This is a genomic window from Phaeobacter sp. JH20_02 (genome assembly GCF_048056915.1).
Lineage (GTDB): Bacteria > Pseudomonadota > Alphaproteobacteria > Rhodobacterales > Rhodobacteraceae > Phaeobacter > Phaeobacter bryozoorum.
In genome coordinates this window covers 25,918-48,315 of the sequence record NZ_JAYMVP010000004.1, presented here as the reverse complement: position 1 = coordinate 48,315, position 22,398 = coordinate 25,918, and the positions used below count along the sequence as shown (strand labels likewise).

The 22,398-nt window shown below is 63.4% G+C and carries 18 protein-coding genes; 10 read left to right on the top strand and 8 right to left on the bottom strand.

The genetic code is table 11. The features are described 5' to 3' along the window. Positions 1-32: 32 nt before the first annotated feature. The 4 genes from VWY34_RS01310 to VWY34_RS01295 all read right to left on the bottom strand — a co-directional run bounded on the left by VWY34_RS01310 (position 33) and on the right by VWY34_RS01295 (position 5,936). Positions 33-968 carry a hypothetical protein gene (locus VWY34_RS01310; RefSeq protein ID WP_416544840.1) on the bottom strand — a complete coding sequence of 312 codons (936 nt, stop codon included), beginning with the start codon at positions 966-968 and terminating at the stop codon, positions 33-35. A 315-nt stretch (positions 969-1,283) separates the two neighbouring features. After that, a complete protein-coding gene (locus tag VWY34_RS01305; protein WP_416558504.1) occupies positions 1,284-3,275 on the bottom strand; it encodes an ATP-binding protein in 1,992 nt (663 codons plus the stop codon). A 206-nt stretch (positions 3,276-3,481) separates the two neighbouring features. Next, positions 3,482-4,564, bottom strand: a complete 1,083-nt coding sequence (locus tag VWY34_RS01300; RefSeq protein WP_416541848.1) for a ParB/RepB/Spo0J family partition protein — start codon at positions 4,562-4,564, stop codon at positions 3,482-3,484. Position 4,565: 1 nt separating this feature from the next. Then, positions 4,566-5,936, bottom strand: coding sequence for an AAA family ATPase (locus VWY34_RS01295; protein WP_340547776.1), 1,371 nt, complete (start codon positions 5,934-5,936; stop codon positions 4,566-4,568). On the opposite strand from VWY34_RS01295, the gene VWY34_RS01290 reads away from it, so the two are divergent. The 4 genes from VWY34_RS01290 (at position 5,935) to VWY34_RS01275 (ending at position 9,164) form a co-directional block, all read left to right on the top strand. Next, positions 5,935-6,150, top strand: coding sequence for a hypothetical protein (locus VWY34_RS01290; RefSeq protein WP_416558503.1), 216 nt, complete (start codon positions 5,935-5,937; stop codon positions 6,148-6,150). The two genes, VWY34_RS01295 and VWY34_RS01290, sit on opposite strands and share 2 nt — an antisense overlap. A 579-nt stretch (positions 6,151-6,729) precedes the next feature. Next, complete coding sequence (locus tag VWY34_RS01285; RefSeq protein WP_416544852.1) at positions 6,730-8,007, top strand: replication initiation protein; 1,278 nt, start codon at positions 6,730-6,732, stop codon at positions 8,005-8,007. 57 nt (positions 8,008-8,064) lie between these two features. Continuing rightward, positions 8,065-8,262, top strand: coding sequence for a hypothetical protein (locus VWY34_RS01280; RefSeq protein ID WP_340547777.1), 198 nt, complete (start codon positions 8,065-8,067; stop codon positions 8,260-8,262). A 59-nt stretch (positions 8,263-8,321) separates the two neighbouring features. Continuing rightward, complete coding sequence (locus tag VWY34_RS01275; RefSeq protein WP_416544838.1) at positions 8,322-9,164, top strand: DUF1206 domain-containing protein; 843 nt, start codon at positions 8,322-8,324, stop codon at positions 9,162-9,164. A gap of 78 nt (positions 9,165-9,242) precedes the next feature. Here VWY34_RS01275 and VWY34_RS01270 read toward each other — a convergent pair whose 3' ends face one another. Together VWY34_RS01270 and VWY34_RS01265 are read right to left on the bottom strand one after the other, a co-directional pair. Further along, complete coding sequence (locus VWY34_RS01270) at positions 9,243-10,631, bottom strand: multicopper oxidase family protein (protein ID WP_416549149.1); 1,389 nt, start codon at positions 10,629-10,631, stop codon at positions 9,243-9,245. A 166-nt stretch (positions 10,632-10,797) separates the two neighbouring features. Then, positions 10,798-11,733, bottom strand: coding sequence for a hydrogen peroxide-inducible genes activator (locus VWY34_RS01265; protein ID WP_340547780.1), 936 nt, complete (start codon positions 11,731-11,733; stop codon positions 10,798-10,800). Positions 11,734-11,993: 260 nt separating this feature from the next. Between VWY34_RS01265 and katG the strand changes: the two genes are divergently transcribed. Next, complete coding sequence (katG, locus tag VWY34_RS01260; RefSeq protein ID WP_416541851.1) at positions 11,994-14,162, top strand: catalase/peroxidase HPI; 2,169 nt, start codon at positions 11,994-11,996, stop codon at positions 14,160-14,162. A 73-nt stretch (positions 14,163-14,235) separates the two neighbouring features. Here katG and VWY34_RS01255 read toward each other — a convergent pair whose 3' ends face one another. Continuing rightward, complete coding sequence (locus tag VWY34_RS01255) at positions 14,236-14,685, bottom strand: RrF2 family transcriptional regulator (RefSeq protein ID WP_416544836.1); 450 nt, start codon at positions 14,683-14,685, stop codon at positions 14,236-14,238. A gap of 150 nt (positions 14,686-14,835) precedes the next feature. Here VWY34_RS01255 and hmpA point away from each other — a divergent pair, with 150 nt between their 5' ends. Beyond that, positions 14,836-16,026 carry an NO-inducible flavohemoprotein gene (hmpA, locus tag VWY34_RS01250; protein ID WP_340547783.1) on the top strand — a complete coding sequence of 397 codons (1,191 nt, stop codon included), beginning with the start codon at positions 14,836-14,838 and terminating at the stop codon, positions 16,024-16,026. 107 nt (positions 16,027-16,133) lie between these two features. On the opposite strand, the gene VWY34_RS01245 is transcribed toward hmpA, so the two are convergent. Continuing rightward, positions 16,134-16,979, bottom strand: a complete 846-nt coding sequence (locus tag VWY34_RS01245; RefSeq protein WP_416544835.1) for a universal stress protein — start codon at positions 16,977-16,979, stop codon at positions 16,134-16,136. 427 nt (positions 16,980-17,406) lie between these two features. Between VWY34_RS01245 and VWY34_RS01240 the strand changes: the two genes are divergently transcribed. The 4 genes from VWY34_RS01240 to VWY34_RS01225 are packed head-to-tail and all read left to right on the top strand — an operon-like array spanning position 17,407 to position 22,392. Then, positions 17,407-18,651, top strand: coding sequence for an ATP-grasp domain-containing protein (locus tag VWY34_RS01240; RefSeq protein ID WP_416544834.1), 1,245 nt, complete (start codon positions 17,407-17,409; stop codon positions 18,649-18,651). Positions 18,652-18,698: 47 nt separating this feature from the next. After that, a complete protein-coding gene (locus VWY34_RS01235; RefSeq protein ID WP_416535319.1) occupies positions 18,699-20,120 on the top strand; it encodes an FAD/NAD(P)-binding protein in 1,422 nt (473 codons plus the stop codon). Then, positions 20,120-21,193 (top strand): AbrB family transcriptional regulator, encoded by a 1,074-nt coding sequence (locus VWY34_RS01230; RefSeq protein ID WP_416544833.1) that lies wholly within the window; start codon positions 20,120-20,122, stop codon positions 21,191-21,193. The genes VWY34_RS01235 and VWY34_RS01230 overlap by 1 nt, the downstream gene beginning before the upstream one ends. 11 nt (positions 21,194-21,204) lie before the next feature. After that, positions 21,205-22,392, top strand: a complete 1,188-nt coding sequence (locus VWY34_RS01225; protein WP_416544832.1) for an ATP-grasp domain-containing protein — start codon at positions 21,205-21,207, stop codon at positions 22,390-22,392. Positions 22,393-22,398: the final 6 nt, after the last annotated feature.

Here is a 22,398-nt window from a genome sequence, read left to right as displayed (position 1 = left end):
GGCCGGACCTGCCGTTCGCACAGGTCAAAGGCTCAGTCGATAACGGTCACGCCGGGCAGGCTGCGGATCAGATCAATATCCGCGAAATAGCGCTCTGTCATCTCATCGACGAATCCCTGCGACCAGCCCGGCAGGTCAATTTCCTCTTCCACCGCATCTTCTGCGTGGAAATAGGACAGGAACAGCTCGCGCACCTGATTGCGCTGCTGTTCCGACAGCTTCGGACGCTCGGCCAGATAGGCCTCCAGCCGCCGGGTGCCTTCCACCGTCATCGCCTGACGCAGAATATCCGTCTCACCGGTGAACCGGTAGCCCGCGCCCAACCCGGTGACATGTCCCAGCACCTGCGGCCAGACCACCGGCGTTTCCTCATTGCACCAGACGGTGATCGCGCAATCGGGATTTGCGGTCAGGATATCGCCGACCACCTCTGACCAGCGCAGCTCCATCAGGTCGGTATCCCCGGCAAACCCGTACCAATCCTTCTGCGACTGCGCGGCAAACCCGGCAGGCACCAGCGTCGCCGGATTGCGCAGACCCAGGAAAAACTCGCAGCGATAATCGGCAAACACCGCCCGCAGCGCGGCGGTATTGGCACCGGCATTGCGGTAAAGCCGTCCATCATTCAGCATCCAGGCCGGCACGCCCAGAATCGCCGACATCGACAGCACCACCCGCGCCGGATCCGCGTCGCGCAGTACCCCCTCGAGAAAGTCTTCACACGCCTCGTCGCTGACCCCCTCCTTTGCGGCGCGGCCCTTCAGATCGGTCAGGTCTTTCAGATAGGTTCCCGGTCGGCGCACCAGTACGCCATCCTGCAACAGCCGCGCCGAATCCCGGCGCAGCGACCAGATCAGCTGATCCTCATCGGTGAACGGCGCCCCGATATGCAGCGCAACCGTCAGATCTCCTGCCCCGCCTCCAGATGTGGAGCCGGTCACGCCAGAGATGGTCTGCGGTTCTGTCATCGTCAAACTCCGCCTTGGTGTCGTCGCGCGCCGGGGGTCGCCGGATCACAACCCGCGGCCCATAACAGGCCGCCCCAGCCCCGATGTCACAATAAGGTTGCCCTTAAGACCATAATTAACGGGGTGTTTGTCTTTGTTTTGTCCCAATTTTGTCCTTAATGCAGCCGCCGCACGCAGGCCGGGCCGATCAGGTGTCAGCCCGTGTGTAGCCAGCCCGCGGAAGAAGAGTCAATGCAACCGCAGGGATTGGTCTGTAATGCCTTTGTTAGAGCCTGAATTTATGAACCCCAGGCGCGCAGCTGGCCAGGAACAGGTCTAGCCGACAAGCTGCTTCGGCGCGGCGCCACCCTTCGCGAGGGGGCGAGGAAAACTCACCTCAAAGACCGCACCACGAGGCTGGGCCGCCGAAACCTGCACGGTTCCGCCCCAGCTCTCCACGGTTTTCTTGATAAACGCCAGCCCCAGCCCGCTGCCTTCGGTCGAGGAGGACAGCCGGTGGAACGGGGCAAAGATCCGCTCGCGGTGTTCCTCCGGGATGCCCGGACCATCGTCGCGCACCGAGATCGTCACCGCATCGGGACCCGTTTTTGCGCTCAGCACCAGATGGCCGCGTTCCCGGTCGTGATGCTGAAAGGCGTTGGCGATCAGGTTGCGCATCACCATGTCAAAGGCGATCGGATTGACCTGTAGTTCCGGCATCCCCGCTTCGATGATCACCTCGAAACCGGCGCGCGGTCCGGCCAGTTCCAGCACCTCATGCAGGCGCTGCGATGGCTCGATCACCTCCGCCTGATGGCTCTCGCTATGGGTGGTGGAATAGACCAGCAGATCCTGCACCAGCTGCATCATCCGCTGCGACAGGCGTTCCATTTCAACCCAGTTAGAGCGGACGCCGTCGGGCAGATCTATCCCGGCTTCCTGCATGTCCTCGGCCACGAAATCAATCAGGTTGAGCAGGCTGAACAATGGCGCCTTCAGATCATGTGCCGCAATGGCGGAGAAGGTGCGCAGATCCTCATTGACCACCTCCAGCGACCGGGCCTGCGCGGCAATCAGATCCTGCTGTTCCTGCAAGCGGGTCACATCCACCCGCAGGGAGGCAAAATGCCGGGGCCCCAGCTTGACATCACGGGCCTGAAACACCCGGCCATCCGTCGTGCGCACTGTCCGTGGCTCGGATCTTCCGCGCTGCAGATCCTCAACAACCTGATCAACAAGGGATACAATCTGCGCATCGGTGTAGGGGTTTTCGATGGTGCCATCCATATAGGATTTCACGATCATCTGCTGCATCGTCGCGCCCTTTTTCAGGGCCGCCACCATGCCGGGAAAGATCAGTTCAAACCCATGGTTCCAATGCACCGCCCGCAGGTTGTGATCATAGATCACGATGGCCGCAGCCACCTCATCCAGTGCCTCAACCAGCAGTTGGTCGCCAGCGCGATCCCTCAGCAACTGATTGGATTTGTTGCGATAATAATGGAACCAATAGCCCAGCGTCAGGATGACCGCCACCAGAACGGCACCGATCAGCAGGCCCCAGCGCACCAGAATATTGTCCCAGATCGTGCGTGACTGGCCAAACCATTTCTTGTCCAGATCGCGCAGCAAGTTGGCGTCAACACTTGCGGCGATGGCGGCGTCCAGCTCATCGCGCAGCGCCTCCTGCCCCGGCGCCACCAGGAACCCATAGGGGCTGCTGACCAGCGGCTGTGACAGCACCCGGACATGGTCGTCAACCTCAGCCATACGCAGCCGCCGCAGGAAACTGTTGTGGCCTGACACCACCACATCAATCTCACCGGTCAGAAACGGCAGGATCTGGGTGTCCATCGAGGCAAATTCGACCATCTCGGTGAAGGGGATCTGGCGGGCACCGTCAACGGCGAAACTGCCGCTGACCACGCCGATATCCATTCCAGCGAGATCATCCAGCTCGTAGAGCTGATCGCTCTTGCGGACAAAGGCCCGCATCTCAAACGATCCAAGCGTGCGCGTGGCCAGCCCGGCGCTCAACCGCTCCGGCGTCAGCGCCAGAAGCGATGTCACATCCGCCCGGCCCAGACGCAGCTCATCCAGCATACCGGCCGGGTTTGTGTTGGGCTGAAACACGACCTCCCGCCCCGCCGCGCTGGCGATATGGCGCATCAGGTCGATCGACACGCCCTTTGGATATCCGTCAATATCGGTAAAGGAATAGGGCGGGTATTCCTCATAGGTCATCCGGATCGGTTCGGCCTGCCCCATGCTGGCCAAAGTCGGAACACCGACGAGAGCGAAGAACAGCAATACCGCCAGGCGCCGCATCGTGAATGTAAATAGTACCTGCAAGTGCCGTCCCGCTGTGCATACCCCTCAAGCCACCCATCTGGCCAAAAATGTCTGAACCTATCGTTAAAACGGGACGGTACCTACAGTTTTACCCATTAATCCCCGTAAAAAGCACCCCAGCCGCCAAGGTCGACAGCTGGGGCTGACAGAACAGACGGGTGAGTGGCCATTCCGGGCAGCCCTCAGTCCAGGGTGTCCTCGATCAATGCCAGCAAAGCCTCCACCTGCGCGGGGTCAAGGCTGCGGCCCTTGAGGTCGATTCGCACCGCCGTCGGCGCCACCTCAGCCGACAGGTCCCCTCCCGATTGCAGCCGCCGCGCGGCCAGCCGGGTGACCTGCCGGGGGCGCCCGCCACGCGGCTTGGCCTCCGCCACCGGGTCCATATCCGACAGCGCGGTTTCCAGAAGCCGCCATTCCGCCCGCTCATCCGCCGGATCCGCCCCGGCCAGCGCGGCACGCAGGGCGCCCTGCCCGCCCGACCGCAGCGCCGCCGCCAGTTTCAGCCCGGCCTTCTCCGACAGCGCATTGGGATAGCGCAGCAGATCGCCCAGCCCCTCATGCACGGCGGCAAAGCTGCGCACCTTGGAGCGTTTCGCCTTTGACGCCGCCGCAAACAGCGCCTCAACCGCGGCCTCGACCGAGGCAAACACCCCCTGCCCCGCCACCAGCACCGCAATGCGCCCGCGTTCATAGGGCGTCAGATTGGCGCGCAGCTCGTTTTCCTCGATCATCGCCACATAGGCGCCCGCACTGTCCGCGCCCCGCCGCAGAAACGCGGGGATCTCGGCAAACCCGTCTTCGCTCCGGTTCAGCCGCGCATAGGCTTCCAGACGGCGAAAGCCCGACACCAGACCGTAGCCATCGTCCAGCGCGATCACCTCAACCGGGCTGCGCAGACCATGGGCGCGGATAGAACTGATCAGCTCGTCCAGCTCCTCCTCGTCGATCTGCATCCGGTCGCGGCGCAGATAGTCGCGGTCAATCTCGGTCAGCGGAATGCGCAACACGGTTTCACCGGCAGTCTCAGCCGCGCGCCAGCGTTCGGCGTCTGCCTTGTCGCGGGCCATCTCGACCCGGTCCGCCACCGCCGCCATCCCGCGCAGCTGTGCCGCCTCGGCCGAGACCTTGGCAATCGGCGGCGCGCTGGCCGGGACGCCACCGGGCGCCGGGTCAAAGGGGTTGATGCCGGGTTTCGCGGCGAAACCCTCCTCGATGGCTTCGATTTCGGATGCGTCGGGGGCGCTCAGCCGTCTGCGTTTTGCCATGTTACTCCGCCTCTTCCATCTGGGTGTCACGCCACCAGCTGCCGATGAGCAGCTCCTTGAACTCCGCATAGGTCCGATCAAAGGTTTCGCGACCGCGTACATAGGTATCGCGGTTGAAGTCGCGATAGTCTGCTTCGTAGATCCCATTCACCTGTTCTCCCGCCTGCCCAACAAGGGCGGTGACATCCTGACGGTAGGCGTTCATGAAATCTCCGAAATAGGCCTGGATCACATTCGCCATGTCCGTCTGCTGACTGGCGTCAAAGCGCGTGATCAGCGCCCTCACTACATCCCATTCAAATTTAATTTCCGGCAAACCCGCCGCGCGCTGTGCCATATTCTCGCCCTCCTCGATGGAGGCGAAGGTGGAATAAAGCATGTCGAAAAACCGCCCCGTAGAGTCGAACTCCAGAAACGATGCCCCCAGCGGCACCAGCAGGATATCCGCCGCCGCCAGCGCGTTGATGGTCAGATAGCCAAGCGCCGGGGGGGTGTCGAGGAAGACGATATCGTAATCGTCCAGAATGCCCTCCTGCTCGAGGAAGTTGCTCAGCGCATCCCACAGCGGCCAGCTGCGCAGCCCCATGCGCCAGACCGGAATCTGGAACTCTGCCCAATACAGGTTCAGCTGCGCGCCGATCAGATCAATATTCGACCAATGGGTTTTCTGGATGACGTTTCGCGACGAAACCCGCAGCGCCTCGTTCAATGTCTCATCCAGCGGCAGTTCCGGCTCTCCGGCGGCGGCGCGCACGGCGTTTTCCGCAACCACGGATTTGGCGTAATCCTTGGCGATCAGCGGAAAGACGGTGGACCATTCGTCCTCAACCTTGCCGCCAAGGATTGAGGTCATCGACCCCTGGCTGTCCAGATCAATGACCAGCACCTTGTAGCCATCCAGCGCAGCCGACATCGCCAGATGCGCCGCTGTCGAGGTCTTGCCAACGCCGCCTTTGAAATTGGCAACCGCCGTCACCTTGGCCGGCACGCCCTTGGGCCGGTAGGGCAGATATTCCTTGGTCGAGATCCCTTCGGAGGCAAAATGCCGCCGCAGCGCCAGCACCTCCTCCAGAGTGAACCATTTGGAGCCGCCTTCTCCCTCGCCCTGCGGCAGGTCGGGGTGGTTCTTCAACACCCGGCGCAGATGCTGTGGCGCGACCGGGATCAGATAGCGGGTGATCTCCCAGGTGGAGAATTTGCGCAGCCGTTTTTCGCCGTCGGGCGCATAACCGCGCCGGGCCAGATCCTCGCGCCCTTTGGTGCACATGGCGGCGGCCTTGGCGAACCGTGTGGTCTGGATCGGATCCGGCAGCTTGGCGGCGGCCTGTTTGGGATCCAGATTGAAATACGGGGGCAGGGGGGGCGATGTCATGTTGCGGCTCGATCTCGGTGCATGTGGATGCGTGTTATCGCGCGTGTTTTCTATTTGCGCTTATATGCCAGAGAATAGGGAACATCTTGCAGGCTGCCTAGGTCATATGGACCCGCAAGGGCAATTTTTGCAGGTGCTTCAATTCACCTCCGCCCGGTTTCGCCGCGAAACGTTCGGCTTTTCCTTGGAAAACTTAAAAATAGATGACAGCTAAACGTTTATATTTTTTAGAATCTTTAGAGTCTTTGGTTCCGGTTTAACATTCAATTACAGTCAGTTACCCCAGTTTGGGGACCCGCATCCGGTACAAGAGGCACCTGAACACGGGATGAAAGGGACCCGTATGCGGGATAACAGGCGCCTGAAAGCGGGGCAAAAGGCGCCGATTCTCAGGATGGCGCTGCACACCGGCAGTCCGGTGTCAGAGGTGTTGCCAGCCCGATGCTAGACCGAATGACAGCCATAAAACAGAGCCTGTTGCGCCATTTTTGACACTGATTGGCGGAAATTCCTGTTGCGCCCCCAGCGCGCGCTCTGGGCCTCTGCGGCGCAACGGCGGGTCGGATCATGCGATCATGGGGCATCGCCGCGATTCGCAACAGGGCGTCATTTGCCACGATTGATCCCGTGAACGGGTCCCTTTCGGCGTGGCGGTGGCCGCTGCCCGGAACCGGTGCCAAAGACAAATGTCGGCCGACCCAATAACAAAGGAACCCATGTGCGGTTGTCGCATAGGTTCCTTTTGTGGCAGGGTATGGCGCAATTGAGGCCCATGATGACAGGCAGTGATTCCATGGCAGAGCCCGGCTTTGACACAGAGCGGCTGACCGGCGCGTTGACCCGCGAAACGGTCAAGAAGAATGTCGCCGCGATCCATATCAGCGGCAAGCTGACGCTGTTGCAGCGCAAGCTGTCGAATGTGCTGCTGCTCAATGCCTATGACACACTGACCTCGGCGCGCAGCCATACCATCGACGCGCGCACTCTGGCGATGATGGTGGGGTATAACTCCAACGATATCGACAGTCTGCGCGCCAGCCTGCGGGCGCTGGCCGAAACCGTTGCCGAATGGGACATGCTGGACGAACAGGGTCATCAGGAATGGGGCGTCTCGTCGCTGCTCAGCTTTGCCAAGCTGAAGAATGGGATCTGCGAATATGCCTATTCGCCGGAGCTGGCCAAGAAACTGCACGACCCCAAGATCTTTGCCCTGATCAACGTCAAGATTCAGCGCAATTTCAGCTCCGGTCACGGGCTGGCGCTTTATGAAAACTGCTATCGTTTTGTGCGCACCGGATCGACCGGCTGGTGGGGGCTCGATATCTTTCGCAAGCTGATGGGGGTGGATGGCTCCGCCTATTACGAGAGTTTCAAACATCTCAACGCCAAGATCATCAAACCGGCGGTGGCCGAGGTCAATAAATCCTCCGACATCATCATCGAGCCGCAGACCCGCAAGAAAGGCCGCGCGGTCAGCGAAATCCGTTTCCTGATCCGTGAAAATCCGCAGATGGCGATGTTCCAGATCGACGACAGCGACGGGCTGCGCCAGCAACCGGTCTATAAGGCGCTGCGCGGGCAGGGCGTGTCAGACCGTCTGGCGCGGCAATGGATCACCGAACACGGGCCGGATTACGTTCAGCAGAAACTCGATTACGTGGCCGGGCAGGGGGCGGTGAAATCGCGGCTTGGCTATCTGCGGGCGGCGATTGACGGCGATTACAGCGCGACACCAGAGGCGGGAACCCCGCCGCCGATCACAGCCGAGGAGGAGGCCCGCATTCGCGAAGCCCGTCTGGCACGCGAGGCGGAGGCCGCCGCAGAGGCCGCCGCCTTTGACGCCCGCGCCGCAGCCCGCCGGGACCGGGCGCGGCATCTGGAAACTGTCGAGGCGCTGGTTTCGCGGCGAAACCCGACCCAGCGTGACGCAGACAAACGGCTGTTCCTGTCGCGGCTGGAGAGCGATCTGGACCGCGAGCATTTCCGTCAGCACGGTTGGCGCTCGGCGCTCAATGCTGCGGCCATCATCGCCTTCTGGCGTGAGCTGGAGCCGGAGGCCTTCGACAGCTAGCGCGGTCCCGGCAGGGGGCGCGAGGGAACCAACAGCGGTCTGCCGCGTTGGTCCGGCATGGTCTATTTTCTATTCAACCCCTTTGCGCTGAGCCTGCTGCGGACGCTGCTGGCGGTCCTGCTGTCGGGTCTTGCCGCCCTGATCCTGCTGTCGATGCTGACCCAACCGGCCCGCGCGGGCGGAGCGCAGGCGCTGGATCCTGCACCGGTCGGATCTGTCGCGCCGTTTGTTCGACCCGCCGCACCGGGGTCGTGACCGCCCGCTGTCATTCTTCACCTGCCATGCCGCAGGCACCATCGTCAGGAACCCTCGCCATGTCCGCAGACCGTACCACCGATCATTCCGCCCGTGATTTTGCCTGGGCCTTGCCGATCATGCGGGCGGGCTACGCCGGGCGCGGGCTGGTCTACCTGCTGGTTGCGGGGCTGTCGCTCTGGTCGATCCTGAATGGCGGAGAGGCGGAGGGCACCGCCGAGACGATGCAGCGGTTTCGCAGCGGCTGGGGCATCGCGGTGCTGCTGGTGATCGCGCTGGCGATGCTGGCCTATGCCATCTGGAGGGCCGTGGACGGGATCTGGGATCTTGAAGATTATGGCAGCGACCTCAAAGGAGTGGTGGCAAGGGCCGGGATGATCATCACCGGTCTGGTGCATCTGGGGCTGGCCGCGCTTGCCATCATTGTTGCGGTTGGGGTCAGCCGGGGCGGTGGCGACACTGGCGTCGTACAGCAGCTGTTTGCCTCTCCGATGGGTCAGCTGGCGGCGGGGATCATCGGGGTGATCACCATCGCCGTCGGCTTCTACTATCTGCACAAGGCCTGGACGCAGGGCTACCTTGACCATCTACAGGGCAACCCGGTCACCCGCCATCTGAACATGGCGCTGCGCATCGGGCTGGCCGGGCAGGGGGTTGCAGTGGGCATCATCGGCCTGCTGATCGTACAGGCCGCCACCTATTCCTCCCGCAGCGAGGCGGGTGGTCTGGGCTCGGCCTTTGACTGGCTGCAATCCAAAGCCTATGGCCAGGCGCTGGTGATTGCCCTCTGCCTTGGTCTTCTGGGGTTTGGCCTGTTCTGCTTTGTCAACGCGCGCTACCGGATCGTGCCACGGGCCGATGCCTCCGGCACGCCGTCGCTGCGGCAATTGCTGAACGGCTGAGGCGGTTCCCCGACCAAGCGATCAGGCGACCGCACCACACCGGCGCGTGCCTCTCGGCGCAGGGGCGGAGCCGGGAGGTCAGGCCAGCACGCGGATATAGCCCGCCAGCCCGGTTTTCTGATGTTCGATCACATGGCAGTGGAACGCCCAGTCGCCGGGATTGTCGGCCACCAGTGCCACCTCGATGATTTCATCCTTCAGCAGCAGCGCGGTATCGGTCCAGTTGGACGGCAGGCTGCGCCGGTTCGACCGCAGCGGGCGGAACACCAGACCGTGCAGGTGGATCGGATGGGCGTTGGGGCTTTCATTGCGCAGCCGCAGGATCACGCTTTCGCCGCGGTTGAGCACCAGCAGCGGGGCGGCGCCGGGGGTGTCGGGAGCGGCAGCGTCACCGGGCCAGGGTTTGCGGTTGATCGACCAGAAGCTATAGCCCAGCGAGCCGCAATAACCGTTCTCCTGCGCGCCGCCTTCGGGCGTCCAGCCAAAAACCAGATCCTCGGTGCGCGCTTTGGTCAGATCCGGCTCAGGCACGTCATTGGCGGGCAGCGGCGACAGCTCGGCCAGATCGCGGCCAAGGCTGGGACCGGTGGCGCGGATCCGGGCCAGACGGCGGGGTCCGCCGGGAAAGTCGGTCATCACATCGACATAGGCGCCTTCGATCCGGGGCATCTGCACCGCGATATCCAGACGTTGGCCGGGTGACAGCAGGGCAGGGGCCGTATCCGTGGGCCAGTCGATGGCCTCGCGCAGCGGGTGACCATCGGCGGCAATCACCTGACCGGAGGCACCCAGCACAAAGGGTTTGTAGATCCGCGTGGTATCGGTGGCCGCAAGCCGCAGCCGCGCCAGCCCGCCGGTAGGGGCCTCATAGGTCGGGTCGCTGTCCCAATTGGCGGTTATGATGGTGCCAAAGGTGCCCGCCCGCGCCGCCCCGCGCGCAGTCCACAGCTTCAGCCATTCGCCATTGGGGCGCAGTCGGAAATCGCGCAGGTTCAGGGCAATATCGGCGTCAAATCCGGGGTCTTCGGCCTCGTCCACCACCAGCACGCCGGTCAGCCCCATGGCCATCTGGTTCATCGTCATGCAATGCGGGTGATACCAATAGGTGCCGGCATCCATCGGGGTGAAGTGGTAGTCGAAACTCTCCCCCTCGCCGATGGGGAATTGCGTCAGATAGGGCACCCCGTCCATGGCATTGTCCAGCCGGATGCCGTGCCAGTGCATTGCCGTGTAATCGGGCAGGGTATTGGTGACCCGCGCGGCAAAGGGCTGACCCTGTTTGAGGCGGATGACCGGCGGCGGCCCGTCAGGTCGGGTCGAGATCAGGTCATCAGTAGGCTGATCGGCGATGGTGTAGCGGGCGCGCTGGATATGGATCGGCAGAGGCACCGCCGTGGGTTGGGCGCTGGCCCGCGCCCTGGCCGGGGTGGTGAGCTGTGCGCCCGCCAGCCCCAGTGGCGCCAGCATCCCGGCGGCCCCTGTCAATTGCAGCGCGCGGCGGCGACTCAGGCGGGGCGAAGGTCTGTCTGCGGTCATGGTTCTACCGGTTGCGGGAGAGGCTGCGGGCAGGCTAGCGGGTTTGGCTGGCGGGTGTAAGATCCGGCGACAGGGCTGCGGCGGAATTACCCGCCCTCTATGTGCCGGTCAGCGAGCCGCGGGCCTGCCGCAGGACGGTGCCGATCTTGCGGAACAGATCGGCGCGCACGCTGGTTGGCCGCCAGCCGAGGGTCACCCGGCGCGGGCAGGCATCGGCAAGCGGCGTCATCACCACATCCTGTCCCGCCGCAACCCCGGCATCGACCGCGAGATCGGGCAGCAAGGTGATCCCCAGCCCCTCGCTCACCATGGAGATCAGGGTGGAGAGCGAGGTGGCGGCAAAACTGTCGTCGCGCTGGATATCGCGATCGGGAAAGGCGCTGAGCGCGTGATGATGCAGACAATGGCCCTGTTCGAGCAACAGCAGCTGTCGCCCGTCCAGATCGGCCCCGCGAAGGGCGGTGTCGGCCCCGGCGCTGAGGTCAGAGGCGGGCGGCGGCGCGGCAAGGTGATAGCCGTCGTCGAACAGATGCAGGGTTTCCAGCCCGGAGGCGGCATAGGGTTCGGCATAGATCACCAGATCCAGCCGCCCGCTGTGGACGCCTTCCAGCAGCTGGCCGGTCAGTTCCTCGCGCAGGTAGAGTTGCAGATCGGGAAAGCTGGATTTCAGCGCAGGCATGGCGCGGGGGATCAGGAAGGGGCCGATGGTGGGGATTGCGCCCATTCGCAGGGTGCCGCCCTCGGGTCTGGCCTGCGCGGCGGCAAGCTCCTCGATCTCGCGGCTGTCCTGCAACAGCTTGCGGGCGCGTTCGGCAATCTGGGCGCCGACCGGGGTGAGGATGACCGAGCGTTTGGTACGCTCTGCCAGGGTGACGCCGAGCCGCTCTTCCAGCTCCCGCAGGCCGACGCTGAGCGTCGGCTGGCTGACAAAGCATCTGGCGGCGGCGCGGGAAAAGTTCAGCTCATCCGCAACCGCCACAAGGAAGCGCAGCTGTCGCAGGGTGAGGCTGGTGTTATAGGGGGCGTCTATCATCTTGCGATTTTTAATCCGGTTTTACGAAGGCAGGCAAGCTGTGCCGATCAGGTTCTCGCCCCGACTCAGGTGGCATGTGCTAGGGTGGGCGACAGTAGGGGACGGGGAATTTTGATAGCTATTTCCTATATAAGAAATCCTGATTTATCATTTCTTATAATCACGATCCACTGCTAGCCTTTGCCCGGAGAGGCCCGGTCCCGGCGTATTGTCAGGGAGGAATGCCGGTGCGTCATGACCCAAGACCCAGGAGAGACAACATGCAGCAAGGTGACGGAAACACAGGCGGAAAATGCCCGGTTCTGCACGGAAGCAACACCAACACCAGCGCCGGTGTGGCAGATTGGTGGCCCAATGCGCTGAACCTCGACATCCTGCACCAGCACGACCGCAAGACCGACCCGATGCCCGAGGGGTTCGACTACCGCGAGGCGGTGAAATCCCTGGATGTTGAGGCGCTGAAGGCGGATCTGACGGCGCTGATGACCGACAGCCAGAGCTGGTGGCCCGCCGATTGGGGCACCTATGCGGGTCTGATGGTGCGGATGGCCTGGCATTCGGCGGGCACCTACCGCGCGGCGGATGGCCGGGGTGGGGCGACCACCGGCAACCAGCGCTTTGCACCGCTGAACTCCTGGCCGGACAACGTCAATCTGGACAAGGCGCGCCGTCTGCTGTGGCCGATCAAACAGAAATACGGCAACAGCCTGTCCTGGGCCGATCTGATCGCACTGGCGGGCAATATTGCTTATGAGTCGGTTGGCTTGCCGACCTATGGTTTCTCCTTTGGCCGCGAGGATATCTGGTCGCCGGAAAAAGACGTCTACTGGGGCGCGGAAAAGGAATGGCTGGCCGCAGGGCGCTATGAGGATGGCGCGGATCGTGACTCGCTTGCCAATCCGCTGGCGGCCGTACAGATGGGCCTGATCTATGTGAACCCCGAAGGTGTCGGCGGCGAACCGGATCCGCTGCGCACGGCGCAGGATGTGCGGATCACCTTTGAACGTATGGCGATGAACGACGAGGAAACCGTGGCGCTGACCGCAGGGGGCCACACCATCGGCAAGGCGCATGGCAATGGCCGCGCCGATGCGATTGGCAATGATCCCGAAGGCGGCAGCCTGATCGAACAGGGTCTGGGCTGGAGCAACAGCAACGGCACCGGCCATGGGCGCGACACCATGTCCAGCGGCATCGAAGGCGCCTGGACCACCAATCCGACCAAATGGGACAACGGCTATTTCTACCTGCTGTTCACCTACGACTGGGAGCTGAAGAAAAGCCCGGCAGGCGCCTGGCAGTGGGAGCCGGTCAACATCAAGGAAGAGGACAAGCCGGTGGATGTGGAGGATCCCTCGATCCGTCACAACCCGATCATGACCGATGCGGATATGGCGATGATCAAGGACCCGGAATACCGCAAGATCTCCGAACGGTTCTACAAGGATCCGGCCTATTTCGCGGATGTCTTTGCCCGCGCCTGGTTCAAGCTGCTGCACCGCGATATGGGGCCGCGCAACCGGTATATCGGCCCGGAGGCGCCGCAGGAGGATCTGATCTGGCAGGACAATGTGCCCGCAGGCAGCACCGGCTATGATGTGGCCGCGACCAGGCAGCTGCTGCGCGATTGCGGCCTGTCGCAGGCCGATATGATCGCCACCGCCTGGGACAGCGCGCGGACCTTCCGTGGATCTGACCTGCGCGGCGGGGCCAATGGCGCCCGGATCCGTCTGGCGCCGCAGAAGGACTGGGTCGGCAATGAGCCGGAGCGTCTGGGTCGCGTGCTGGAAACCTATGAAGGGATTGCCGAAAAGAGCGGCGCGAGCCTGGCCGATGTGATCGTTCTGGGGGGAGCTGTGGCGATTGAGGCCGCCGCCGAGGCTGCCGGTTTCGCCACCGAGGTGCCCTTTGCCCCCGGTCGTGGCGATGCCAGCGCTGAGCAGACCGATGTTGCCTCTTTTGCGGTGCTGGAGCCGGTTCACGATGCTTTCCGCAACTGGTTGCAGGGCGATTTCTCCGCCTCGGCGGTGGAGATGATGCTGGATCGGGCCCATCTGATGGGGCTGACCGCCAAGGAAATGACGGTTCTGATCGGCGGCCTGCGGGTGCTGGGTGTCAACCATGGCGGCCGCAAGCATGGGGTCTTTACCGACCGCGAAGGCGTGCTGAGCACCGATTTCTTCGTCAACCTGCTGGACATGGGCAATGTCTGGCGCGCGGCGGGCGATGAGGTCTACGAGGTCGCGGATCGCCAGAGCGGCGACGTGAAATGGACCGCCACCAATGTGGATCTGGTGTTCGGCTCCAATTCCATCCTGCGCGCCTATGCCGAGGTCTATGCCCAGGATGACAACCGCGAGAAATTCGTCAGGGATTTCGTCGCAGCCTGGACCAAGGTGATGAACGCCGACCGGTTCGATCTGCACTGACCCCATCCGATTTCACGGATGATGACCTAAACGACCCCGTCCGGCAGCTGATGCCGGGCGGGTTTTTCATGGCTCAGGTCGGGGTGGAGCCGGCAGCGCCGCTTTCGGTTGCCAGCAGCGGTGCAAGCACCGGGGCAGGGGCCTCGATCAGATCGCTGAGACGGTATTTCATCAGCACCTCGGCAAAGGCCTGCGCTGCCTCGCAGAGCACCCCTTTGAGGCGGCAGTTGCCGACCAGCAGGCAGCTGCTGCAATCGACGATCTCCATCGGTTCGCCCATCGCCTGCACCACATCGCCGAGGCGAATCTCTGCCGGATCCATGTTCATCTGCACCCCGCCCGACCGGCCCCGGATGCTGCGGATATAGCCGTGGCGGACCAGCTCGCTGATGATCTTCATCACGGAACTGACCGGCAGCTGGTGCATGCGGCTCAATGTCTCAATCTCGAACATCTGCTCTGGCCGACTGCCCAGCAAAATAAGGAGCCTCAGCGCGTAGTCGGTTTTCAGATTCAGCTTCATTGCGGGCTCCGGGTGGCGGCATCTGCGGTGTTTAATATTCATTTCGGTTGAATGTTTGTATAGCGGAAATATACATTCAGCTGAAATGAATGTTTTACCACGGCCACCCGGATATCCCGGTTCCGGCCAAAGCAGAGAAGGACCAGACCCATGGCACAGCCCCTGTCAGAGCAGACCAAGGCGATTGTGACCGCAACCGTTCCCGCGCTGGAGGCCCATGGTGGCGCCATCGTTGCGCAGATGTATGAGCGCCTGTTGGCGGATGCGGAAATCCGCGCCCTGTTCAACCAGTCACATCAGCAGAACGGGTCCAGCCAGCACGCGGCGCTGGCCAATGCGATCCTGGGCTACGCCCGCAATATCGACAATCTGGGCGCGCTGAGCGGCGTGGTGGAGCGGATCGTCAACAAACATGTCAGCCTGCAGATCAAGCCCGCGCACTACGCCCATGTGGCGACCGCGCTGCTGGGGGCGATCGAGGCGGTGCTGGGCGATGCGGCAACGCCGGAGGTGCTGGATGCCTGGGGGGCCGCCTATTGGTTCCTTGCCGATCTGCTGATCGCGGCGGAAAGCAGGATGTATGAGGAGATTGCCGCAGCGGAGGGCGGCTGGGAGGGCTGGCGCGATTTTGCCATCACCGGGATCCTGCGCGAGAGCGCTTCGGTCAAATCCTTTGTCCTGCGGCCGGTGGATGGCGGTGCGGTGCTGCGGCACAAGCCGGGGCAATATCTGTCCTTTGATTTCGATAGCCCCGAGACCGGCAAGGCGCGGCGGAACTATTCGATCTCCTGCGCGCCGAACGGGGAATACTACCGGATCTCGGTCAAGCAGGAGCCGGGTGGCGTGATCAGCGGCTGGCTGCATGAGGTCGCGGCGGAGGGCACCATCCTGCGCGTGGCGGCCCCGGCGGGGGATTTCTATCTGAAGGATCAGGCGGAGGCGGAGGTGGTGCTGCTGTCGGCCGGTGTCGGGCTGACGCCGATGGTTGCCATGCTGGAGAGCCTGGCCGCGAATGATCGCAGCGCCACCTATCTGCACGCGGCGGTCGATGGCGACAATCTGGCGATGGAGGGGCTCAGCAAATCACTAGCGAAACGCAGTGTGATCTTCCTCGAAACGCCGAGCGAGGCAGACCGCGCCGCCGCGCGTTATGACGTGGAAGGGCGGATCACCCCGGACTGGCTGGCGGCGAATACCAATACCGCCGTTTCGGACTATTACATCTGTGGGCCAAAGGGATTCATGGCGATGGCCATTGCGGGTCTGCGGGCGGCGAATGTCGATATGGAGCGGATCCATTATGAGTTCTTTGGTCCGGCGGAAGATCTGGGTGTCGCCTGACACCTGACGCCCGGTATCTGAGGGCTGACCGGACCCATGCTGTGATATGGCCGCGACGTTGAGCTGTCGCGGCCATATTGCGTGATGCCTGTCGCGTGATGCCCCTGTTAATGGGCGAGGAAGATCGGCAGCTCTGTCTGCTGGAGCATCGTGCGCGTGGTGCCGCCGAACATCGCCTGACGCATACGAGAGTGGCCATAGGCCCCCATCACCACCAGATCGGCGCCGATTTCGCGCGCCCGCGACTGGATGCTGGTGCCGATTTCCTGCCCGTTGCTGGCAAATTGCGACAGGGTGACGGCGCAGCCATGGTGGCTGAGCCAGGCGGCGATATCGGTGCCGGGATCCTCGCCATCGCGGCCATGGGACAGATCGGAGTCGATGCAGCCGATGATCACCTCGCTGGCCTTGCGCAGATAGGGCAGGGCGGCATGGGCGGCGCGCGCCGCTGACAGGCTGCTGTCCCAGGCGAGGAAAATGCGGTCGCGGTGGGCGAAGGGGCTGCCGTTCAGCATCAGCGGCACCGGGGACTGGAACAGGATGCCATAGGTGGCTTCGCGGAACACGGGGTCCGGGTCGGTCAGATCGTCGGCGATCTGGGCAATGTCGCAGGTCAGCGCCCGCCGCGCGGCGACCAGACCGATATCATTGCCCGACCAGACCGCGAACTGCACGTCGCCGGGGCAGTTGCTGCGGGCCAGCAGCGCCTCGATGTCGTCGACACGTTTCTTGGCGGCGGCCTTGTTCTGCCGCAGGCGTTCCAACGGACCGTCCGAGGCAACCAGGGCGGCGTAACCGGAGTGGCCAAAGGCGAAACTGGGCGGACCGGGCAGCGCCTCCAGCAACAGGCAGGCGAGATGCGCCTCCTGTTCGGCTGCGGCCTCGGCGGCGGCGGTGATGGTCTCGTCGCGGGTGTCTTTGCTGAGGATGAAGAGGGATGTTCGGCGTTGCATGGCGTGCCTCCTGACGGGATGCGGCGGGCGGATCTGCCCGCGGCTGACGTCATTAGATCATCTGTGACAGCGGCCGCCATGATCCTGATCAAGCCTCGGCCGGTTGTCGCGACCGGGAGCAATGAGGCACTGCACGGGCGCGCGACCTGCCGGGGCTGACAGGCGATTTTGCAGCTGCGGCATCACGTCCTCTTGCCGCAGTATACGATGGGATGCCGTCATGGGTTTGGACGGCGCGGCCATGTATTTCCAAAGAAATCACGGCAGGACAAAGGCGGAAAATCGCTCACCTTAACGTTGTGTAAGTTTCACAAAACTGCCGCTTGACGGATACAAAACATACTGTAAGTTGCGTGCAAACACGTAAAAGGCGAAGAAAATTCTGCGCCGAAACCTGTTGAAACTTTGTCGAAGGTCCCGTCGTGTCATGAATATAGTTCTCTTTGCGCCGCCAAAAATCCTTTTACAGCATAGTGTTACCGATTGGGTTGAGGCGATTGGGCCAGCCAGCATCATCCTGACCTGCGCCAGTGCCAAAGCGGCGTTGATGGACAGCTTTCCCGAGGGGCTGGATATCCGCTTCTTTCAGAATTTCAATGATAACGCGGAGGTGGAGCTGGCGGCGATCGAGATCGCGCGCGGCCTTGCGGATCCGGTCTGTGTCGCGCTGGCGGAGATTGACGTGCTGCGCGCCGCGCGGGTGAATGACTACCTCGGCGTGTCGACGGATGCTGCGGTGCAGCTCGACGCCTATCGCGACAAATACGCGATGAAGACCCGCGCGCGGGAGGCAGGGCTGCCGGTCAGCGACATGGCGGTGGTGCGCAATGCGATGGATATCCGCCGATTTATCGACAGCTGGGGGTATCCGGTTGTTCTGAAGCCCCGCGACGGGCGCGGATCAAACGGGGTCTGCGTGATCCGCGGGGCCGACGATCTGGCGGGATGGCTGGCGCGGCAGGACAGTACGACGTTTTACAACACGATGATCGAGCGGTTTGTCGCCGGGGATCATTATATCGTCAACGGGCTCTATGTGGATGGGCATCCGATTGTGATTTCGCCGGTGCGGGTGCTGACCTCGGCGCTGGATTTCCTCGGCGGGCGTTCACATGATCTGCATATGCTGGAGCCGACGACGCTGCTGCGCGATCGGCTGGTGGCCTATTCCCGCCATCTGGTCGAAGAGGTGATGCCCTCGCCGCCGACGCTGTTGTTCCATCTTGAGGTCTTTGTCAGCCCGGATGGCACCATTGTCCTGGGCGAGATCGCCTCGCGGCTGGGCGGGGTGTTCTTCAACCAGGAAATGACCGAGGCCTGGGGGTTGGATCCGCGCATGACCTATCTGCGGGCGATGCGGGATCCGGGGTTTGAGAACACGGCACGGCCTGAGCCGATGCTGGAGCCCGTGCGGCTGGTTGGCCAGCTCTGCGTGCCGCCGCGCGACGGTGTGCTGCGCGCGGTGCCGGAGCGCTGCCCGTTCGAGTTCGTGCGTGCCTATCGGATGAGCGGCGTGGCGGGGCGGCAGTATGGTCAGATGGCCTATACCAATGCCGAGATCCTGAACGCCATCGTCGAGGGCGACAGCGAGGCGGAGCTGCGCGCGCGGCTGCGGCAGCTGGAGGATTGGTTCCACAGTGCCTGCCAATGGGAGACCAGCGCCGCGGCCTGATCCAGACCTGCCCCTGTTCGCCTGATGCCCAACAAAGGATCTACCACATGAAAATTGCTGTTCTCGGCGCGGGCTATGCCGGTGTCTCGGTCCTGGAGAATCTGGTCGCCACCCTGCCTGATCTGTCGGCGCTGTCGGTGGATGTTTTTGACAAGAGCCGCAGTTTTGGTCCCGGCGTGGCCTATCAGGAGGATGCCGAGACCAATCTGCTCAACCGGCCACTGAAGCTGATGTATCTGGCGCGCCGCAATGATTTCCGCGACTGGCTGCGCCAGACCGGGGCGACGGAGGCGGCAGCGGATGAGGATGGTTTCCTACAGCGCGCCCTGTTCGGGCGGTTCCTGCAAAGCCGGTTCGATGCGCTGAGCGGTCGGGTGCGCACCGCGGGGGGGCGGATCCGCATGATTGGCGCCGAGGTGGAGACGATTGCCCCCAGCCCGCGCGCCGATGCGCTCTACCGTCTGGGCTGGATGGGCAGCGTGTCCGATTATGATGCGGTTTACCTGTGTCTGGGCACCAATCTGGAGGCCGACCCCTATGGGCTGGGCGGCACGCCGGGCTATTTCCGCGCGCCCTATCCGGCGGCCCGCCTGAAGGCGCTGACCCGTTTGCGGGTGGGCATTCTGGGCTGTCGGCTGACCGCCTATGATGTGGCGCTTGGGGTGAATGGCCGGCGGATGCTGATGACCTCGCGCCGGGCGGGGCTGCCCAAGGCGGTGACGGCCTATCGCCCGGTGACGCTGCACCATCTGACGCCGGCCGGTCTGGCGGCGCTGCGCAACGGCCCGGATGGCGGGCGGATTTCGCTGTCGGCGGTGATGGAGCTGTTTGAGGCCGAGATGCAGCATCAGGGGGTGGATGTCAGCTTTGCCGATCTGCTGCGCGGCGTCGACAGTGCCGACAATGATCTGGTGTCCAGCATTCTGGCCGAAACCAATATGCTGATCCCGCAGCTCTGGGCCAGTCTTTCGGATCGCGCCAAGGCGGCGTTCCTGCGCCATTTCCACCGGCTCTGGTCGAATATGCGGGTGCCGATCTCGCGCACCAATGCCGACCGTATCGCGATGTTGCAGGCCAGTGGCGCGCTCAGCCATCGCAGCGGGCTGCGCAATGTCAGCTTTCGCAATGGCCGCTATCGCATGGAGTTTGCCGATGGCATCGCCGAGGTGGATGCAGTGATCAATGCAACCGGCCTGCAGCGCGGGCTGGACGAAAGCAACCCGCTGATCCGCAGCCTGCTGGCGCAGGGCTTTGCCGAGCGGGACGCAACCGGCGGGATCAAGGTGCAGCTGGAGGATTGCCGGGTTTTGACCCGCGACGGGCGGCCATCGCCGGGCCTGTTTGCGCTGGGGCAGCTGACCTGCGGCACCTTCTATATGGTCAACAACATTGACGTGATCCACCATCAGGCACGCATTGCCACCGCATCGGCGCTGGCGCCGGCGGATATTCTGCGGAGCGTCGGCTGATGCTGCGGAATTTTGCGATCACCCTGCTGCTGGCCTGTGCCGGATCGGCGCTGGGATATCTGAGCGGGCTGCCGCTGGGGCAGCTTCTGGGGGCGGCGGGTCTGGTGCTGCTGGCCTGTCGATTTGGTCTGGCGCTGGCGACACCGCCGGCGGCCATTGTGGTGATCCAGCTGATCCTGGGCGCCAGCGTCGGGGCGCTGCTGAATGCCGAGATGCTGGAGGGCATGGCCGATCTGACCGTGCTTGCGGGGCTTCTGATCTGCATGTCGGCGCAGCTGGCGGCCGGGTTCACCTGGCTGTACCGGGTGGAAAAATGGACCCGCGCCGAGAGCCTCCTTGGGGCGGTGCCCGGCGCCATGGCGGCGGTGATGACCCTGACCGGCGAGGAGGGCAAGACCTCGGCCAAGATGGTCTTTGCCCATATGGTGCGGATGATCGCGCTGCTGGTTGCGGTGTTTCTGATCGCCGGTCCGCAGGAGGGATCGCAGGAGATCGCCGCATTGCCCGACGAGGCCGCCACAGGGGCGGGCACGCTGGCGGGCTACGCGATCTTTCTGCTGCTGGCGGCGGCGGCCTATGCGGCGGGGCGGGTGCTGGAGCGCTTTGCCATGCCGGCGCCCTATATGGTCACCGGTCTGATACTGGCGGCGGGCACCAACCTCTGGCGCGGCAGCGATTCGATCGTGGTGCCGGAACCGCTGGTGTTGTTTGCCATGGCGCTGCTGGGCGGGCTGATCGGCATCCGGCTGAAGGATATCACCCGCAGCGATATCGCAAGCTACCTGCGCGCAGGGCTGATCGTCACCTCGATCACCTTTGGGATCACGGTTGCCATGGCCTCGCTGTTCAGCCTGCTGACCGGTCAGCCGTTCCTGGTGCTGTTCATGTCCTGGGTGCCGGGTGGGGTCGAGGTGATGGTGGCCACCGCGCTGGCGCTGGGTCTGGAGCCTGCCTTTGTGATGCTGAACCATGTGCTGCGCATGTCGGTGCTGCATATCGCGCCGATGTTCATGAACCGCGAGATGTTCCGATCCGCGCCTGATCCAATCCAACCGATGACAGATGACAGATGACGGGGAACGCCATGTCTGAACCGCAACGCAATATCCTGATGATTGGCGGTCGCGATCACACCTTTGTCCGTATCGGCGAGATGGGGCTGCGCTACAGCGCGCTTCAGATCCGGTCCCATCTGACCGAGCTGCTGCTTGATCAGGCCGAAACCGTGGTGGTGACCGATTACGAGGATGTGAAAACCAGCGTCGCGCTGGCCCGCGCTCTGCATCGCAAGACGCCGTTTGATGCGGTGTTCTCCTTTGCCGAATATGGGTTTCTGACCGCCGCGCATATCGCCGAGGCGCTGGATCTGCCGAGCAATTGCCAAGTGCCGACGGTCCGGCTGACGCGCAACAAACGACGGATGCGCGAGACGCTGCGGGCGGCGGGTATCGAGGATGTGCCCTTTGCCCGCGTGCGCACGGTGGCGGAGATCGCCGAGTTTGTGGCGCGCCATGGCGACAGCATCGTCAAACCGGCCGAGGGCGGCGGCAGCGAGGGGGTTCATTTCGTCGATGGCTCCACCGATATTCAGACCGCATTGTCCCATGCGTTGCAGGTGGGCCGCGAGGAGCTGATCGCCGAGGCGTTTATTCCCGGGCCGGAATACAGTGTCGAAACCATGTCGGTTGGCGGTCGTCACCGGGTGCTTCAGATCACCGAGAAGACCACCAGCGGCGCGCCCTATTTCATCGAGAGCGGCCATGTGCAGCCCGCCGCCCTGAGTGCCGCGGATGAGGCCAGAATTGCCGAGCGGGTTCAGGCGCTGCTGGAGGTGGTCGGTTACCGGACCGGACCGGCCCATACCGAGGTAAAGCTGCACGACGGGGCGGTCTATATCATCGAGACCCAGACCCGCAACGGCGGTGACCAGATCTGGGAGCTGACCCTGGAAACCACCGGTGCCGATGTGTTCAAGGAGACCTTTGCCGCGGTGCTCGGGCTTGCCTATGATGCGCCGCCGCTCTCCACCGCGGCGATGGCGATCCGCTACATGCTGGCGCAGGACCGCACATTGGATGCGATCACCGGGCTTGACTGCGCCGCCAGTTCCGAAGGTGTGGCGCGGGTGCATTCCTCTGCCAAACCGGGCACCCGCTATGATGCGGTGCTGTCTGCGGCCTCTCGGGTTGCCTATGTGCTGGCGCGCGGTGACAGCCGCGAGCAGGCGCTGGCCCATGCCGAGGCCGCCGTGGCCCGGATCGCGCTGAGGTAATGCGGC

What these genes read in the sequence shown, in the direction of transcription:
- VWY34_RS01310 (WP_416544840.1), bottom strand. Translation starts at nt 968, where the DNA reads ATGACAGAACCGCAGACCATCTCTGGCGTGACCGGCTCCACATCTGGA.
- VWY34_RS01305 (WP_416558504.1), bottom strand. Translation starts at nt 3,275, where the DNA reads ATGCGGCGCCTGGCGGTATTGCTGTTCTTCGCTCTCGTCGGTGTTCCG.
- VWY34_RS01300 (WP_416541848.1), bottom strand. Translation starts at nt 4,564, where the DNA reads ATGGCAAAACGCAGACGGCTGAGCGCCCCCGACGCATCCGAAATCGAA.
- VWY34_RS01290 (WP_416558503.1), top strand. Translation starts at nt 5,935, where the DNA reads ATGTTGCGGCTCGATCTCGGTGCATGTGGATGCGTGTTATCGCGCGTG.
- VWY34_RS01295 (WP_340547776.1), bottom strand. Translation starts at nt 5,936, where the DNA reads ATGACATCGCCCCCCCTGCCCCCGTATTTCAATCTGGATCCCAAACAG.
- VWY34_RS01285 (WP_416544852.1), top strand. Translation starts at nt 6,730, where the DNA reads ATGGCAGAGCCCGGCTTTGACACAGAGCGGCTGACCGGCGCGTTGACC.
- VWY34_RS01280 (WP_340547777.1), top strand. Translation starts at nt 8,065, where the DNA reads ATGGTCTATTTTCTATTCAACCCCTTTGCGCTGAGCCTGCTGCGGACG.
- VWY34_RS01275 (WP_416544838.1), top strand. Translation starts at nt 8,322, where the DNA reads ATGTCCGCAGACCGTACCACCGATCATTCCGCCCGTGATTTTGCCTGG.
- VWY34_RS01270 (WP_416549149.1), bottom strand. Translation starts at nt 10,631, where the DNA reads ATGCTGGCGCCACTGGGGCTGGCGGGCGCACAGCTCACCACCCCGGCC.
- VWY34_RS01265 (WP_340547780.1), bottom strand. Translation starts at nt 11,733, where the DNA reads ATGATAGACGCCCCCTATAACACCAGCCTCACCCTGCGACAGCTGCGC.
- katG (WP_416541851.1), top strand. Translation starts at nt 11,994, where the DNA reads ATGCAGCAAGGTGACGGAAACACAGGCGGAAAATGCCCGGTTCTGCAC.
- VWY34_RS01255 (WP_416544836.1), bottom strand. Translation starts at nt 14,685, where the DNA reads ATGAAGCTGAATCTGAAAACCGACTACGCGCTGAGGCTCCTTATTTTG.
- hmpA (WP_340547783.1), top strand. Translation starts at nt 14,836, where the DNA reads ATGGCACAGCCCCTGTCAGAGCAGACCAAGGCGATTGTGACCGCAACC.
- VWY34_RS01245 (WP_416544835.1), bottom strand. Translation starts at nt 16,979, where the DNA reads ATGCAACGCCGAACATCCCTCTTCATCCTCAGCAAAGACACCCGCGAC.
- VWY34_RS01240 (WP_416544834.1), top strand. Translation starts at nt 17,407, where the DNA reads ATGAATATAGTTCTCTTTGCGCCGCCAAAAATCCTTTTACAGCATAGT.
- VWY34_RS01235 (WP_416535319.1), top strand. Translation starts at nt 18,699, where the DNA reads ATGAAAATTGCTGTTCTCGGCGCGGGCTATGCCGGTGTCTCGGTCCTG.
- VWY34_RS01230 (WP_416544833.1), top strand. Translation starts at nt 20,120, where the DNA reads ATGCTGCGGAATTTTGCGATCACCCTGCTGCTGGCCTGTGCCGGATCG.
- VWY34_RS01225 (WP_416544832.1), top strand. Translation starts at nt 21,205, where the DNA reads ATGTCTGAACCGCAACGCAATATCCTGATGATTGGCGGTCGCGATCAC.